This is a genomic window from Nitrosophilus sp., assembly GCF_982775275.1.
The window spans coordinates 1-15,559 of record NZ_CEXZHP010000019.1; the positions used below are offsets into that span (position 1 = coordinate 1).

15 protein-coding genes are annotated in these 15,559 nt (G+C 30.2%); 10 read left to right on the top strand and 5 right to left on the bottom strand.

Annotated features, from left to right (window positions below; all coding sequences use genetic code 11):
* The 3 genes from fliD to AC30RD_RS02010 all read left to right on the top strand — a co-directional run.
* Positions 1–356 (top strand): flagellar filament capping protein FliD (gene fliD / locus AC30RD_RS02000; protein WP_489492491.1); only part of this gene is annotated, 356 nt, incomplete at its 5' end.
* 11 nt (positions 357–367) lie between these two features.
* On the top strand, positions 368–736 hold the full coding sequence (fliS, locus tag AC30RD_RS02005) for a flagellar export chaperone FliS (protein WP_489492492.1): 369 nt from the start codon (positions 368–370) through the stop codon (positions 734–736).
* Positions 709–960: a hypothetical protein gene (locus tag AC30RD_RS02010; RefSeq protein WP_489492493.1), complete on the top strand. Its 252-nt coding sequence runs from the start codon at positions 709–711 to the stop codon at positions 958–960. Before fliS ends, AC30RD_RS02010 begins: the two co-directional genes overlap by 28 nt.
* On the opposite strand, the gene AC30RD_RS02015 is transcribed toward AC30RD_RS02010, so the two are convergent.
* From AC30RD_RS02015 to AC30RD_RS02035, 5 genes are read right to left on the bottom strand one after another with little or no spacing between them, the layout of a single operon-like run.
* Complete coding sequence (locus tag AC30RD_RS02015; protein WP_489492494.1) at positions 953–1,897, bottom strand: flagellin N-terminal helical domain-containing protein; 945 nt, start codon at positions 1,895–1,897, stop codon at positions 953–955. The genes AC30RD_RS02010 and AC30RD_RS02015 overlap by 8 nt on opposite strands.
* Before the next feature lie 57 nt (positions 1,898–1,954).
* A complete protein-coding gene (flgK, locus tag AC30RD_RS02020; protein ID WP_489492495.1) occupies positions 1,955–3,301 on the bottom strand; it encodes a flagellar hook-associated protein FlgK in 1,347 nt (448 codons plus the stop codon).
* Between the two features lie 33 nt (positions 3,302–3,334).
* Positions 3,335–3,697, bottom strand: a complete 363-nt coding sequence (locus AC30RD_RS02025; protein ID WP_489492496.1) for a hypothetical protein — start codon at positions 3,695–3,697, stop codon at positions 3,335–3,337.
* Between the two features lie 10 nt (positions 3,698–3,707).
* Positions 3,708–5,519, bottom strand: coding sequence for a glutamine--fructose-6-phosphate transaminase (isomerizing) (glmS, locus tag AC30RD_RS02030; protein WP_489492498.1), 1,812 nt, complete (start codon positions 5,517–5,519; stop codon positions 3,708–3,710).
* Positions 5,519–8,044: a [protein-PII] uridylyltransferase family protein gene (locus tag AC30RD_RS02035; RefSeq protein ID WP_489492499.1), complete on the bottom strand. Its 2,526-nt coding sequence runs from the start codon at positions 8,042–8,044 to the stop codon at positions 5,519–5,521. The genes glmS and AC30RD_RS02035 overlap by 1 nt, the downstream gene beginning before the upstream one ends.
* Before the next feature lie 98 nt (positions 8,045–8,142).
* Here AC30RD_RS02035 and mqnE point away from each other — a divergent pair, with 98 nt between their 5' ends.
* The 7 genes from mqnE (at position 8,143) to AC30RD_RS02070 (ending at position 15,415) form a co-directional block, all read left to right on the top strand.
* Positions 8,143–9,207 (top strand): aminofutalosine synthase MqnE, encoded by a 1,065-nt coding sequence (gene mqnE, locus AC30RD_RS02040; RefSeq protein ID WP_489492501.1) that lies wholly within the window; start codon positions 8,143–8,145, stop codon positions 9,205–9,207.
* Positions 9,207–9,653 carry a phosphoribosyltransferase gene (locus tag AC30RD_RS02045; protein WP_489492502.1) on the top strand — a complete coding sequence of 149 codons (447 nt, stop codon included), beginning with the start codon at positions 9,207–9,209 and terminating at the stop codon, positions 9,651–9,653. The genes mqnE and AC30RD_RS02045 overlap by 1 nt, the downstream gene beginning before the upstream one ends.
* Positions 9,650–10,219 carry an anthranilate synthase component II gene (locus AC30RD_RS02050; protein WP_489492503.1) on the top strand — a complete coding sequence of 190 codons (570 nt, stop codon included), beginning with the start codon at positions 9,650–9,652 and terminating at the stop codon, positions 10,217–10,219. Before AC30RD_RS02045 ends, AC30RD_RS02050 begins: the two co-directional genes overlap by 4 nt.
* A gap of 2 nt (positions 10,220–10,221) precedes the next feature.
* Positions 10,222–11,412, top strand: coding sequence for an ArnT family glycosyltransferase (locus tag AC30RD_RS02055; protein WP_489492504.1), 1,191 nt, complete (start codon positions 10,222–10,224; stop codon positions 11,410–11,412).
* A gap of 153 nt (positions 11,413–11,565) precedes the next feature.
* Positions 11,566–12,882 (top strand): ATP citrate lyase citrate-binding domain-containing protein, encoded by a 1,317-nt coding sequence (locus AC30RD_RS02060; protein WP_489492505.1) that lies wholly within the window; start codon positions 11,566–11,568, stop codon positions 12,880–12,882.
* Between the two features lie 16 nt (positions 12,883–12,898).
* The gene (locus AC30RD_RS02065; protein ID WP_489492506.1) at positions 12,899–14,746 is read left to right on the top strand and encodes a citrate/2-methylcitrate synthase; all 1,848 of its coding nucleotides are present in this window, start codon (positions 12,899–12,901) and stop codon (positions 14,744–14,746) included.
* Between the two features lie 48 nt (positions 14,747–14,794).
* Positions 14,795–15,415: a prepilin-type N-terminal cleavage/methylation domain-containing protein gene (locus AC30RD_RS02070; RefSeq protein ID WP_489492507.1), complete on the top strand. Its 621-nt coding sequence runs from the start codon at positions 14,795–14,797 to the stop codon at positions 15,413–15,415.
* Positions 15,416–15,559 lie beyond the last annotated feature (144 nt).

Below are 15,559 nucleotides of genomic sequence, written 5' to 3' on the forward strand. Positions count from 1 at the left end.
AAGTTGATCATACTACCGGACATATAAGTTTAAAAAGCTCTGAGCTTGATAATATGTTAAATAGCAATAGAGACGAATTAAAGTCAAAAGTTGAAGAGTTGGATACGGGGCTAAAAACATATATGGAATTTGTATTGGATATTGAGGGACCTGTAAGAACGAAAGAAAAAAGTTATGATAGACAGATTAATAGCATCGAAAAAAGGATTGAAACCACTGCAAAAAGAGTTGAGTCTGAGATTGAAAATCTAAAAAAACAGTTTGTTTATCTTGATAGGTTTTTAGCACAAATGAATGATATTAGAAACAGACTAACCGCACTTCTTCCAAAAAATAATCAAGAAAATCAGCAATAAAGGTTTTATAAATGGCTAATCCGTTAGACGCATATATGAAAAATAGTGTAGAAACCGCCTCTCCATTAAAACAGGTTATTTTATTATATGATAAAGCAATAATCACTCTTAAACAGATAAAAGAAGACATAGACAATAATGATTTAAAATCAAAAATCGAACATATATCAAAAGTAACCGATATTATAAATGCTTTGGACTCTGCTTTGGATTTTGAAAAGGGTGGAGATATTGCGAAAAATCTTCATATGCTTTATGATTTTATAGATAGATCATTAGTTACGATTCATGCTAAAAACGATAAACAGTTAATTGATGATGTTATAGAAATTTTAGAAAATTTAAAAGATGGTTGGGAGGGAATAGAATCGAAGAGTTAAAAAATATAATAGACAAAATTTTTTTATCTTTGGAAAAAGATGATTTTGAAATGCTCTCTTTGTTGGAGAAAAGATTAAATTCCATTGATTTGAATAGTTTAAAAAATGAAGATAAAATATATCTCAATAAAGCATTATTAGAGATAGAAAAAAAGATCGCCGATAAAAAAGAAAAGATTTTAAGACTTATCGGCGATAAAGAAAATTTAAAAAAGTTTATTTAAAATATTTAAGTAAAGATAGATCTTTATTTTGTGCAAATGAGGCCATAGTAGCTTCGTAAGCGGTTTTTGCCTTTTCAAGATTGGTAATAGCCGATGTATAATCTGCATCTTCCAATTTAGACACGAGTTCGTTAAAATTGACCTCCAATGTTTGATGCTGTTCTCTTAAACTCTCAAGCGTTTTTTCTTGAGAACCTATCAATGATCTATGCTGCATAATAGCATTCATGCCTAAATCAAAAGCATCTAAAATATTATTTGCGTTTTTTCCATCAAATGTAGCATTAAATTCGCTACCTGTATTATCATGAAGTCTACTTAAATCACCAGATTGTATAATTTCATGTATTTTGTCTAAAACTTTAACGATTATTATTTTATTATCATTATCATCCACGCCAAGATACTCTTTCCCGTTATAGTTGATATCTAACTCTACACCTTTTGCGATAGGGACTTTTGTTGTTTTTTCAGATCCATTATATGTGCCATCACTATTGAATGGATTTTCTTGGGTATGTACTCCTCCAAAAATGGCACTATCTCCTATTTTGATATTTGCTTGTCCTATTATGTACTCTTTTAATGATTGAAGATATTCATCAACGATCTGGGCATCTTCTGCGTCAATTACGCCGGTATTTAAAAGTCTAACAATCTCTACTCTTGCTTCTTGGGCTGTTTCAACAATATTTTCCAAAGAGCTTTCCGCTACTCTTTGAGTACTTTGAACGATATTCATATTTTTCATATAGCTTTGAATATCGCTTTTTAGTGATTTTAATCTTAAAGATCTATTTATGTCAACGGCATTATCAGATGGTTGCAATATCTTCTTGCCTGATGCCAATTCTTTTGTATATCTTTCTATCTCTTTCTGTCTTAATCTATCATATTTTGTGAATGTATTAAAAAGAGATATTTCAGGTATTCTCATTTTCTTAAACCTCTTTAAGTTTTTCTACGCTCATTATCGGTAGAAATTAAAATTTTTTTAGTCTACAATTCCTAAAACCGTCTGTAATAATTCATCGGTAACATTTATTATTCTAGCCGCGGCTTCATAGGATCTTTGTAGCTGTGTTAAATTTATCAGCTCTTCGTCTAAATTTACTGAACTTTTTTCCTGATACTTTTGTTCAACAGCCTCATATAAAAATCTATTATCTTTTAAAGAATCTTTTATATGAGAAAGCTCAAAAGCCACGGGCGCTATAATATTATTATTATAATATTCATTGAAAGTTAAATTGTCAAGTGTTGATATTTTTTTATCCTTTATATTTAACAAAGATTTTATATTTTCGTTATCTGCAGCCAAATCGCTGTTGTTTGCTGCAGCTGCAACCATTTTTGGATCTAAAAAAGATAGATCGATATCAGAAGCGGCGTTACTAGGTGTGAAACTAAATAGATTACCCCCAGGGTTTCCATAAAGATCGTATCCATTATCATGGATATCGTTTATATTAGTCGCAAACTCTTCTGTAAATCTATTTAATCTATCTATTTGACTATTTATAGATTTAACTCCTTTTATAATTCCACCAACTTTGCCATTTTTTAATTCATTTGTTATATTTATTCCTTCCCATTTTATAACAGGGTTTGCATCGGAATCTGTTTCAAAAGATAAATCGTGAGATTTATCAAATAAAACAAGATCAAATCCTTTTGAAGTTGAAATATTTACGGTCCCATCATTTTGAAAAGTAGCTTTTATATCGATAAGAGAGCTTAACTCTTTTAAGGTTCTATCTCTTTCATCTTTATATGTGTTAACTCTCTCTTCGTCATTGAAAAAACCTCTAATTCCGGCATTAATTTTTGCTAATTTTGAAGTTAACTCATTTATTTTTTTTATATCGTCTCTTAATGTTAAATTGGATTTTTCTTTTAGATCCGTTAAATTATTGTATGAAGTTCTAATTCTTCCTATTAAATTTTTTGTTTCGTATAAAAAGCTTTCTCTAGCGGATAGGTCATCTGGATTTGTGATAATATCATTCATAGAGGCAAAAAATCTATCCAATGCATCTGAAAAGCCGCTGCCTTGAATATCGTTAAAATTAAACTCTATCTCTTCTAAAATATCTTTGTATGTCTCATCTGATACTACTAATTGATTGGTATTTATAACTCTATTAAATAGCGAAGTATCAAAAATTCTTTGAGCTCTATTTAAATATACTCCTCCACTATGAAGGTTTTCAAAGACAGGATTAACCCTACTATAGCCATCGGTATAGACATTCGTCATATTTTTATTTGTTATATCTATTCCTCTTTTAAATGTTAGCAGAGCTTGAGAACTAAGGTTTAAAGAGTAAAATAAAGACATACCAATCCTTTTTTTTATATTATCGGCTAAAATTTATATTTTTTTATTGAAAAGTCCCTCTTTTTTTGTTTGTATTTCACCGGATTTTGTATACTGTTTTGGCGATTCTTCTTCAAATATCGCCTCAAACACCTCTTCAATAAATTCAAGATTATTTTGTGCCAATTTTAAATTTTTGTCAGTTAGATTTTTTATTTTTTCAAGATCCTCTTTAAACGGGAGAAGATCTTTTTCATTTAATCTTGAAATTTCAAAAAGCGTTTTTTGTTTCTCCTCAAGGATCTTGATGAGATCTTGAGAATATTTTATATCATTTATAGTTTTTATTAAAAGGAAATTCTCTTTTTCCAAAAGATCAATAAGCTTATCTAAAAGATTTTTAACAATTTTTTCCATTTTCTCTCCACTATTCAACTGTTACGCTTTTTGCCAAATTTCTTGGCATATCTACGTCATTTCCGAGCCTTATTGCTATCTCCATAGCCAAAAGCTGAACAATGAGCATCATCTCAAAGTATTCTAACATATAATGATTATACTCTTTTATTTTTATAAAGTCATCTGCAATCTCAAAATCTTTTGGACTAATTGCGAGTATCGTAGAGTCTCTTGCGCTTAATTCTTCAACATTGCTTTTTATTTTTTCATAAAGGAGATTTTTGGGCATTAAAGCGATCGTAAAAAGTTCAGGATCGGCTAACGCTATTGGTCCATGTTTCATCTCACCCGCTGGATATCCTTCTGCGTGGAGATAGCTTATCTCTTTTAATTTTAGCGCTCCTTCCAGTGCCAAAGGATAAAAAATGTCTCTGCCTATAAAGAAAAATCCGTGCCCGTGAAGATATCTTTTTGATAATCTTTTTATTTTTTCATGAAGAGCGCTATTTACTATTAAAACTTTTGGAACTTGTAAAATGGTATCTATCTCTTTTGATAAAAATTCGAGTGATACGGTTTTTCTAATCTGAGCCATATATAGACTCAACATCCATAAAACCATCATCTGTGTTGCAAAAGCTTTTGTGCTTGCTACCCCTTTTTCTATCCCAGCTCTTGTTAAGATCGTTTTATCGGCAAGCCTAACGATAGAAGAGTTATCTACGTTACAAATTGCCAACGTTTTTAGTTTGGCTTTTTTTGCTATTTTTAAAGCCTCTAAAGTATCGGCCGTTTCACCGCTTTGGCTTATAACTATAAAAAGGGTATTTTTATTTAATAAAGGATCTTTATATCTAAATTCGCTAGCAATCTCTACGGTAGTTGGGATTTTTGAAACTCTTTCAAAAAGATAGCTGCTACTCAAACCGGCATGATAGCTTGTTCCGCATGCGCAAATTTTAATATTTTGGATATCTTCAAAAAAATTTTCGTCTATCTCTTCAAACTCAATTTTTTGCGGTTTTACTCTCCCCATTATCGTTTCGCTAACTACTCGAGACTGCTCATATATCTCTTTTTCCATAAAAAATCTAAATCCACCTTTTTGCGCTAACTCTTTATTTGCACTCAAAGGAGTAAAATCGAGTTTTATTTCTTTATTATCTTTATAAGCTTTAATTTCATCTTTTTTAGCATATCCGTAAGTTAAATCATCAAGATATGAAACTTCCGTTGCGTGGCCTATAAGCGGAGCATCGCTTGAAGCAAAAAATATTTCTCCTTGAGGATTTCTACCAACAATTAGAGGGGATCCGTTTTTTGCGAAAAATATAGTATCAGGCGCAGCTTTTGTTATCAATAATATCGCATAAGCTCCTTTTAGATTTAAAACTGTCTTTTTAAAAGCCAAAAAAGGATCTTTTGTGGTTTTATAAAAATCTTCAAACAGATGCACAATCGTTTCGGTGTCGGTTTGACTAATAAATTTGTATCCCTTTTCTTCTAGAGTATTTTTTAATTCTTTATAATTTTCTATAATACCATTATGCACCACATAACTAAACTCTCCCAAATGGGGATGGGCGTTTAGTTCCGTTGGCTTTCCATGAGTTGCCCATCTTGTGTGACCTATACCTATTGCGAAATTTTTGGTTTTAAAATCTTTTGCTTTTTCTTCTAGATTTTTTATTTTTCCAACGGCTTTAAAAACGTGCATAGATTCGTTTTGAATTATTGCTATTCCGGCACTATCATATCCTCTATATTCTAGCTCTTTTAATCCTTCAATTAAAATATTTTTTATCTCTTTATTACCTATATATCCCACAATTCCACACATTAACTTTCGCCTTTTGTTAAAATTTCAATGATTTTTTCTTTATTATTGCAAAAGTTTCCATTTTTTTCTATTAAAAAAAGGTCTCTTGCCCTATTTTTAATAGTATGCACTTTAGCCGTTGCGATATCGATGCCAAATTTATCAAAAAGAGCAGCAATAAACGCTAATAGACCTTTTTGATTTTTTACGTTCAAATGCAATGATGCATAGGTTTTTGAATGTTCGCAGTCGATTTTTATCTCGTTTTTTAAAATTTGCGGCTTTTTTAATTTAATCTTTTTGTCCATATCAAAAGAGTCTTTTATAATTTTTTCGATATAGCTTATATTTTCATCATCAATCTTTTCTAAAAATTCTATTTTAAAATATTTTACTTTGTTAAAAAGTTTAAACACCTCCATCGAAGCAACATCCAAAAAACTCAATTTTCCAAGGAGATAGCCAAGATTTAAAGGAACTTTTCTTATGATCTCAATAGTTAAAAAATCCTCGTTTTTTATCTCATACAAATAATTTTTAGTTTTATCGGCTTTTATCGATATGTTTAATATTTCGTCAATTTTATGTTTTATAAAAAATAGATTTGATTCAATAGATAAGATCTTTTTTTGTAAATTTTTTGGAAGATTTTTAAATTTTTGGCTCTTTTTTAAAGCCTCTTCTTTTTTTATTCTTTTTGCGCTCTCTTCTAAAATCTCTTTTTTACCGAAAGTCTCTTTTGCCAAAAGATAAAGCTCTTTTAAAAGTCTTGCGTTGTATGATGTATAGATATCCTTTCCAACGGCGTTAATATCCGCGTAAGTTAAGATATAAAGCATATCTAAAACGATAGGAGATTTTAATTTTGCCGTAAAACCAAAAAGCGTTTTTTCACTATGAATATCCTCTCTATATGCGGTGTTGCTCATTGAGGTATGATATCTAATTAAAGTTGATCCTATATCGATCAATTCTTGGTTAAATCCAAGCTTTTGAGCAAAAATTTTGATCAATTTTGCACCAACTTCGCTGTGGTCTTGAATTCTGCCTTTTCCGCTATCATGAAGCAGCGTGGCCAATTTTAGTATAGCTTTGTGTCCTTTTGGAAGGTTGTTATAAAGATTTTTAATAAAGCTATCTTGAATATTCTCAAGATTTTTTATGCTATATAAAGAGTGAATATCTACAGGATATTGATGATACCCGTCAAACTGAGGTAAAAACATTATTTTTTTTAGTGGAGGAATAATGATGGGTAAAAGATTGCTTTTATGAAGAAGCTTTAATATCGGATATAGATTTTTTTTGAAAAAAAGTTTTTTTATTAAAATTTTGCTTTTTTTATCAAGATTTTTAGAGTATTTTACATTTTTTGCATAATGGATAAAGCTTGGATCATAATCTTTAAACTCCATAAAATCTATATTTATTAAAAAATTTTTCAACGCAATCTCTTTGCTATGAAAAGTTGAATAAACTTTTTCGTCGCATAAATAAAGGTTTTTACATACTCTTTTTTCTTTTAAATATCCAATATTTTTTAGATCTATTAAAAATCTTCTTATAAGCTTTTTTGTAAAAATTTGGGTAAAACCATCTATCGTATGGAGAGCTTGAAGGGTCCTTGATACAACGATTTGTTGTGCTTTTTTATCCGATTTGCTCTTTATTGACAATTTTTTGGCAACATCTGGAATATATTGGAGTAAAAGAGAATCCTCCTTTTTTTTGGCTACAAGATGTAGAGCCGCTCTTATTTTAAATAACCACTCCAGAGCTATTCTAAACTCTTTATACTCTTCGTCGCTAAATAATTTTTGGCTTAAATCTTTTAAAGAATTTATAGAATATAAAACATTTGCTATCCAAAAGAGCAAATTGGCATCTCTTAAGCCCCCAACCCCCTCTTTTATGTTAGGCTCCATAGATATTGGATATTTTTCTCTTCTTTTTTTAGCCTCGTCTATTTTTTTGAAAATATACTCTTTTTGGTTTTTTTGTCTAATTTTATTAAGTTCATTTTCTATTTTGAACCATAAATATTTAGAACCGCATATAAATCTTGATTCAATTAGTGCGGTTTTAATAGTATCATCTTCATTTGAGACTTTTAAAAGTTCATCCAACCTATGGACTCTGTGCCCAAGTTTTAGTTTAGTGTCCCATATAATATATAAAATTTTTTCGATTAAGGCTTTAACGTTATATCCTTCGATATCTTCATAAACTATCATTAGATCAATATCTGAATATGGAGCCATCTGCTCTCTTCCGTAGCTTCCAAGAGCTACTAAAGCAATGGGTATGGAGTTGCTCATAGGAATATACAAACCAAACATTTTTCTAATAGCGACTTTATATATCGAGATAATTATAGAGTCTATATATCTTGTATGTTTTACTAAAAAATCTTTTCCTTGGGATTTTTCAAAAATTTTATCTAAAGTTTTAAAATAGTTTTTTATATACTCCCTTATAGCTTTTGATATCTCGAATTCCGTTGCATTCTCATTTAAAAGTTCTTCAATTTTCTCTTTTAATTGCATATCTGTTTGCCCTTTATAATTTTGAAAATTTAATTTTTGTTGTTTTAAAATTATACTCTTTTTTGTATAATTGCGTAAAAGATAATTTGGAGCGATTTGTGCGAGAGATTGTTGAAAAACTTGAAAATGGTGAAAGATTGGATTTTGAAGAAGGTTTAAAACTATATGATTTGGATATTTTTACGTTAGGAAAGTTTGCGTTTGATAAAAGATATAAATTATATGGGAAAAAAAGTTTTTTTAATATAAATAGACATATAAATCCCACAAATATTTGTAAAGATATATGCAAATTTTGCGCCTTTAGTGCAAATCGAAAAAACCCAAATCCATATACAATGAGTCATGAGGAGATATTAAATATCGTAAAAGAGTCTTATAAAAAAGGTATAAAAGAGGTTCATATAGTATCTGCTCATAACGATAAGGTAGGACTAGAGTGGTATCTTGGCATTTTCAAAAAAATTAAAGAAAATTTCCCTCAAATTCATATTAAAGCTTTAACCGCGGCTGAGGTAAATTTTTTGGCAAAAGAGTATGGGTTAAGTTATGAAAAGATAATAGATCTTATGATACAAAACGGTGTAGATAGCATGCCAGGTGGCGGAGCGGAGATATTTGATGAGGAGATTAGGGATTATTTATGTAAAGGAAAGGTTAGTTCTAAAGATTGGCTAAAAATCCATAAACTTTGGCATGAAAGAGGAAGGAAAAGTAACGCAACGATGCTTTTTGGCCATATCGAAGATAGATCTCATAGAATCGATCATATGATTAGATTAAGAGATTTGCAAGATGAAACTAACGGCTTTAACGCTTTTATCCCGTTAATCTATCAAAAAGAGAACAACTATTTAAATGTGAAAGATTTTGTAACTGGTCAGGAGTATTTAAAAACTATAGCCATTTCAAGACTAATACTTGATAATATTCCTCATATAAAAGCTTATTGGGCCACTTCAACGCTAAATTTAGCATTAGTGGCTCAAGAGTTTGGAGCCGATGATTTGGATGGAACAATCGAGTATGAATCTATCCAAAGTGCCGCTGGAGCAAACAGTAGATACGGACTAGCTGTTGATGAATTTGTTCATCTTATTAAAGATAGCGGCTTTATACCGGTTGAGAGAGATAGCCTTTATAATCAGTTAAAAGTTTGGTAATGAGAAAAAGATATTATCCTTATGAAGAATTTCTAAAAGATTTAAAAAAACTTGCTCAAGATATAGATTATGATTTTGATGCAATAGTTGCTATTGCAAGAGGCGGAATGACCATAGCTCATATGTTAGGAGAGTATTTTGATAAAAGAGAGGTTTTTACCATAAATTCAATTGGATATGAGTATACGAAAAAATTGGAAAAAATAGAGGTGTTTAATATTCCGAATTTGCAAAATTATGAAAAAATTTTAATCGTTGATGATATAATTGATAGCGGAGAAACTATAACTGAAGTAATTAAAAGCATAAAAAAGAGATATCCAAAAATAGATATAAAAGTCGCTTCTATTTTTTATAAAAAAAGCGCAAAATTTAAACCAGATTTTTTTGTTAAATTTGCGGATGAGTGGATAGATTTTTTTTGGACTAAGGATATGAAAAAATGATTTTAATGATAGATAATTATGACAGCTTTACTTATAATATCGTTCAATACTGCTTAGAGTTAGGCGCTGACTTAAAAGTTATAAGAAACGATGAGATGGGAGTAAAAGAGATAGAAAAATTAAATCCGCAAAAAATTATAATCTCCCCTGGACCAGCAACTCCTAAGGAGGCTGGAGTAAGTTTGGATGTAATAAAATATTTTCAAGACAAGCTTCCAATTTTTGGTATATGTTTGGGACATCAAGCGATTGCTGAAGCCTTTGGAGCCAATATAATAGAGGCTAAAAATATGATGCATGGAAAAACTTCGATTATAAAGATTGTTAAAGAGAGTAAAATTTTTGAAGGAATACCAAAAGAGTTTGTTGCAACTAGATATCACTCATTGGTGGTAGATAAAGAGAGTCTCCCTTCAGTTGTGATTCCTACAGCTTATAGTAAAGATGATGATGAGATAATGGCTTTAGAGATAAAAGACAAACCAATATATGGTGTTCAGTTTCATCCTGAATCTATTATGAGTCAATATGGTCATGAGATAATAAATAATTTTTTAAAATTGTGAGTATGAAGAATAAACATATTCTCTTTTTGTATCTATTTATCTATTTTATTTTTTTGATTTTTATATCAAAAGATATCTATATCTCTCCGCGAGAAGCGGTAATTTTTTATGAAGATAGATCATTAATACATTATATTATTAATTTTACAACATCGATATTTGGAAAAAACGAAATAGGTTTAAGAATATTTTTTATTCTTTCAAATATCGCCAATATTTTACTTTTATATGATATTTCAAAAAAAATATTAAAAAAAGAGAGCGATGTACTACTAAGTGCTATAATTTTTTCGTTGCTTCCTGGGTTTATAAGCTCTTCTTTGATAATAAGCGAAGCTCCGATTATTATCTTTTTTACCCTTTTATTTTTATATTTTTATATAAAATTAAAAAAAATCGCTTATATTTTATTTCCTATTATGCTATTTATTGATAACTCTTTTGCCATATTTTTTCTATCTCTTTTTTTCTATTCCCTTTATAAAAAAGATAATTTAACCATAATTGTTTCTTTATTATTTTTTACACTCTCTATGTATATTTACGGATTTGATGTAAGTGGCAAACCAAAAAACTATTTTTTAGATATTTTTGGCATCTATTCTGCTATTTTTTCCCCTTTTGTTTTTATCTATTTTTTTTATACCCTTTATAGAATTTTAATAAAAGAGGAAAAAAATATAATCTGGTTTATATCTTTTGTATCTTTTGTCTTTTCCTTGTTACTGTCTTTTAGACAAAAAATATATATTGAAGATTTTGCTCCTTTTGTTTTGATTGGCATAGTTTTAATGATAAAGGTTTTTTTATCAAGTTATAGAGTTAGAATACCAGTATATAGGAAAAAGCATAAAATACTTTTTTTATTTGTTTTAATTACGCTTATATTTAACGATTTGGTTTTAGTTTTTAATAAGCCTTTATACCTTTTTATAAAAAATCCTAAAAAACATTTTGCATACAAATATCATATATCTAAAATATTGGCGCAAAATTTAAAAAAATTAGGAATAAACTGCGTTAAAACCGATGATAAAAAACTATTATATCAATTAAAATTTTATGGTATTTGCAACAACTCGAAATATCTTTTAACCAAGAAAAAAATTGATCCAAACTCTATAAAAGTTTCGATTCGATACAAAGATATAATATTAAAAGATTATTATGTTTCAAAAATTAACAAAAAGTAGAGATTATTTTTATAATTTGATGTTTTTATATATTTATGTTTTGTAGAATGTTACAATTGCACAAAAATAGTGATAAGAGTTAAGTATTAAGCGCAAAATTTTTCTCAAACTTAATACTTAACTTGGATTTAGCACTAAATAAAAGGAGATATAATGGCTCAAAGAGCGATACGTGAATATGATGGCAAAAAACTTTTTGCTAAAAATTGGGACAAATATTTTGCACCTTTAAAATACCCCTTTGAATCTGTTTTAGTTACAAGCGGGGAAGAGCTTTTAAAAAAAGCCCAAGAGCCTGGATATGAATGGTTAAAAAATAAGCCACTTGTGGCAAAACCGGATATGCTATTTGGTAAAAGAGGAAAAAATAATTTAGTTCTATTTAAAATAAATAAGCCAGGTGATGTTACTTTAGCAGATGCCGCTAACTGGATTGATGAAAAAAGAAGCAAAGAAGTAACACTACTTTCTGGACAAAAAGGATATTTGACACATTTTATAGTTGAACCTTTTACACCTCATACTCAAGATGAAGAGTATTATATCGCTGCAACTACTTTAGATGAAGAGTATGATGTGCTTTATATGAGTGCCGAAGGTGGAATGGAAGTTGAAGAGAATTGGGACAAAGTAGTTGAGGTTAAAATACCAATAGACGCAACAAACGAAGATATTGATAAATTGGTTGAAAAAAATATTCCTTCAGACATAGCAGAGGATAGAAAAGAGCAATTTGGAAATTTTGCAAAAGCGTTTTATAAATTTTTTAGAGATTTATATTTTGCATATCTAGAGATAAATCCTATAGTATTGCAAGGCGAAAATGCATATTTACTTGATTTAGTTGCAAGACTTGATGATACAGCTGGATTTTTAATGAAAGATGTTTGGGGTGATATTGAGTTTCCAACTCCATTTGGTATGGAAGAAAAATCTCCTGAAGAAGAGGCAATTGCTGAGGCAGATGCAAAAAGCGGTGCTTCTTTAAAACTTACGATTTTAAATCCAAAAGGAAGAATTTGGACTATGGTTGCAGGCGGTGGAGCATCGGTTGTTTATGCAGATACTATAGCTGATTTGGCCGGTGTTGAGGATTTGGCAAATTATGGAGAATACTCTGGTGGACCTACAACTGATGAAACTAGATTTTATGCTGAGACTATATTTGATTTAATGACAAGATATCCTGATCCTAGAGGAAAAATATTAATAATAGGTGGTGCTATAGCAAACTTTACAGATGTTGCAAAAACATTTACTGGGATAATTCAAGCAATGGAAAAATATGCAGATAAATTAAAAGAGCATAATGTTAAAATATATGTAAGACGCGGTGGACCAAACTATGAAGAAGGATTAAGAAAAATCAAAGAGGCAGCACAAAGACTTGGCTTAGAAATACATGTATATGGTCCTGAAACACATATGACAGATATAGTAAGAATGGCATTAGAAGAAAAAGCACAATAAATTAAGGGAGAAAAATATGGGAGCATTATTTACAAAAGATACGCAGGCGATATTTTGGAACAACAATAGAAATGCAATCCAAAGAATGCTTGATTATGATTATATTATTAAAAGAGAAAAACCATCTGTTGCAGCAATCGTAGCTCCAACTTCATCAAATAAATTTGATAAATTTTTCTTCGGAACCGAAGAGATTATGATTCCTCTTTATAGAAGTACTGCAGAAGCTGCGGCGGCACATCCAAATGCTGACGTTCTTTTAAATTTTGCATCTTTTAGAACAGCTTATGATGTAACAATGGATGCGCTAAAACTTAATCAATTTAAAACAATAATGGTTACAGCTGAAGGTATCCCAGAAAGACTTGCAAGAATTATGAATAAAACCGCAAGAGAGAAAAATGTATTAATAATTGGACCGGCTACTGTAGGAGCGATTACTCCTGGGGCATTTAAGATAGCAAATATTGGCGGAACTATAGAAAATATAGTTAAATCAAAACTTCATAGACCAGGAAGCTGCGGTTTAGTTACTAGAAGTGGTGGTCTTTTTAACGAACTTTCAAATATTATCGCTCTAAATGCAGATGGTATAGCAGAAGGTGTTGCAATAGGTGGAGATAGATTTGTTGGTTCTGTATTTATCGATCATCTATTAAGAATGGAAGAGAATCCGCAAGTAAAATATATGGTTTTACTTGGCGAAGTTGGCGGAAGAGAAGAGTATAAAGTTATTGAAGCTGTAAAAAGCGGAAAGATTAAAAAACCAATTATTGCTTGGTGTATAGGAACAATTGCTCAATATTTTAGCAGCGGTGTTCAATTTGGACACGCAGGAGCAAGCGCAAATGTTGAGGAAGAGACAGCAATAGCTAAAAATGCCGCTATGAAGGAAGCTGGTATTCATGTTCCTGATAGCTTTAACGATCTTCCTCACGTGATAAAAGGTGTATATGAGCAATTAAAAGGTGAAGGTATTATAACAGATATTGAAGAACCAGAAGTTCCTCAAATTCCTGAAGATTATGCTAAAGCTTTAAAAGCTGGAAAAATAAGAAAACCTAAAAATTTCATATGTACAATTAGTGATGATAGAGGAGAAGAGGCTACTTATGCTGGATATCCTATAAGCTCTGTTGCAACTCCAGATACTGGTAAAACAATAGGAGATGTAATTAGTCTTCTTTGGTTTAAAAAAGTTTATCCAAGATGGGCTGTTGATTTCATCGAGACAGTTATTAAAACTGTAGCTGATCATGGTCCAGCTGTTAGTGGAGCTCACAATGCAAAAGTTACAGCAAGAGCTGGAAAAAGTGTAGTTGAGAGTTTAGTAACTGGATTACTAACTATAGGTCCAAGATTTGGGGGAGCTATTGATGGTGCAGCAAAATATTTTAAATACGCATATGATAATAATATGACTCCTCAAGAATTTATAGGATATATGAAAAAACAAGGTATTCCAATACCTGGTATTGGACATAGAATTAAATCTGTTAGAAATCCAGATAAAAGAGTTGAAGGCCTTAAAAATTTTGCAAACGAAAACTTCCCTCAAACATCATTATTGCAATACGCATTAGAAGTTGAAAAACTTACAACTTCTAAAAAAGAAAATCTAATTTTAAATGTTGACGGAACAATCGGTATATTAATGGTTGATATGTGGAGAGCATTAGGATATAGTGAAAAAGAGATTGATACTTTTATTGAATCAGGAGTTTTAAACTCTTTCTTTATCCTAGGAAGAACTATTGGTTTTATTGGACATGTATTGGATGAAAAAAGACTTGCTATGCCTATGTATAGACATCCGTTTGATGATATATTATATGATGTTAAAAAGGCTGAAGAGATTAAATAATTTTGTGGTATAATCGGCATAAAGCCGATTTTCCACAAAGGAAATTATGTGAAAAAAGCATTTACTATTTATGAGACAATTATAGTAATTGTCGTTATTGGCATTCTTTCTGCTATTGCCATACCTAGATTGGATACAGATAAACTTCAAGAGGCTGCAGATCAAATACTTTCGCACATTAGATATACTCAACATCTTGCAATGATGGATGATAGATTTGATCCAAATGATCAGGATTTTTTTAAAGAAAGATGGAGAATAGCTTTTAGAGATTGTGCAGATGCAACAAATGAAAAATATTATGTAATATATAGGGATTTAAATCATGGTGGTGCATCTGCTGCTCCTGGCAAAGATGAAAGTGCAATAAATCCTTCCGATGGGAAATATTTATATAATGATGGAACTTGTCAACCACAAGAGGATGAAAGTAAAGAGGTATTAATAGGCTTAAAATATGGAATTAATAGCATCAATTTTAATGGCGGATGTGTAAATCAATATATTGCTTTTGATGAATTGGGTAGACCTTATAATGATACTTATAACAATATATATAATTTTTTAACAAACGATTGTAATATAACTTTTAATACTCCATACGGTAGTTTTACCATAACTATTGCAAAAGAAACTGGCTATGCTTATATAAGTTCAATTAGCGGTTAATTTAATTTTAAGACCCCTTTATGTATAATAATCTTCCAATTTGAATTTTTTGTTAAAAAACTTCAAATTACCCTTGACAATTTCAGTTTTATTTAGTATAATTTCAGCCCTTAAAACGGGGGAGAGATTATTTAGGATGATCTT

Coding starts and splice junctions, on each gene's coding strand:
- fliS (WP_489492492.1), top strand. CDS start 368: ATGGCTAATCCGTTAGACGCATATATGAAAAATAGTGTAGAAACCGCC.
- AC30RD_RS02015 (WP_489492494.1), bottom strand. CDS start 1,897: ATGAGAATACCTGAAATATCTCTTTTTAATACATTCACAAAATATGAT.
- flgK (WP_489492495.1), bottom strand. CDS start 3,301: ATGTCTTTATTTTACTCTTTAAACCTTAGTTCTCAAGCTCTGCTAACA.
- AC30RD_RS02025 (WP_489492496.1), bottom strand. CDS start 3,697: ATGGAAAAAATTGTTAAAAATCTTTTAGATAAGCTTATTGATCTTTTG.
- glmS (WP_489492498.1), bottom strand. CDS start 5,519: ATGTGTGGAATTGTGGGATATATAGGTAATAAAGAGATAAAAAATATT.
- AC30RD_RS02035 (WP_489492499.1), bottom strand. CDS start 8,044: ATGCAATTAAAAGAGAAAATTGAAGAACTTTTAAATGAGAATGCAACG.
- AC30RD_RS02045 (WP_489492502.1), top strand. CDS start 9,207: ATGAGAAAAAGATATTATCCTTATGAAGAATTTCTAAAAGATTTAAAA.
- AC30RD_RS02050 (WP_489492503.1), top strand. CDS start 9,650: ATGATTTTAATGATAGATAATTATGACAGCTTTACTTATAATATCGTT.
- AC30RD_RS02055 (WP_489492504.1), top strand. CDS start 10,222: ATGAAGAATAAACATATTCTCTTTTTGTATCTATTTATCTATTTTATT.
- AC30RD_RS02060 (WP_489492505.1), top strand. CDS start 11,566: ATGGCTCAAAGAGCGATACGTGAATATGATGGCAAAAAACTTTTTGCT.
- AC30RD_RS02065 (WP_489492506.1), top strand. CDS start 12,899: ATGGGAGCATTATTTACAAAAGATACGCAGGCGATATTTTGGAACAAC.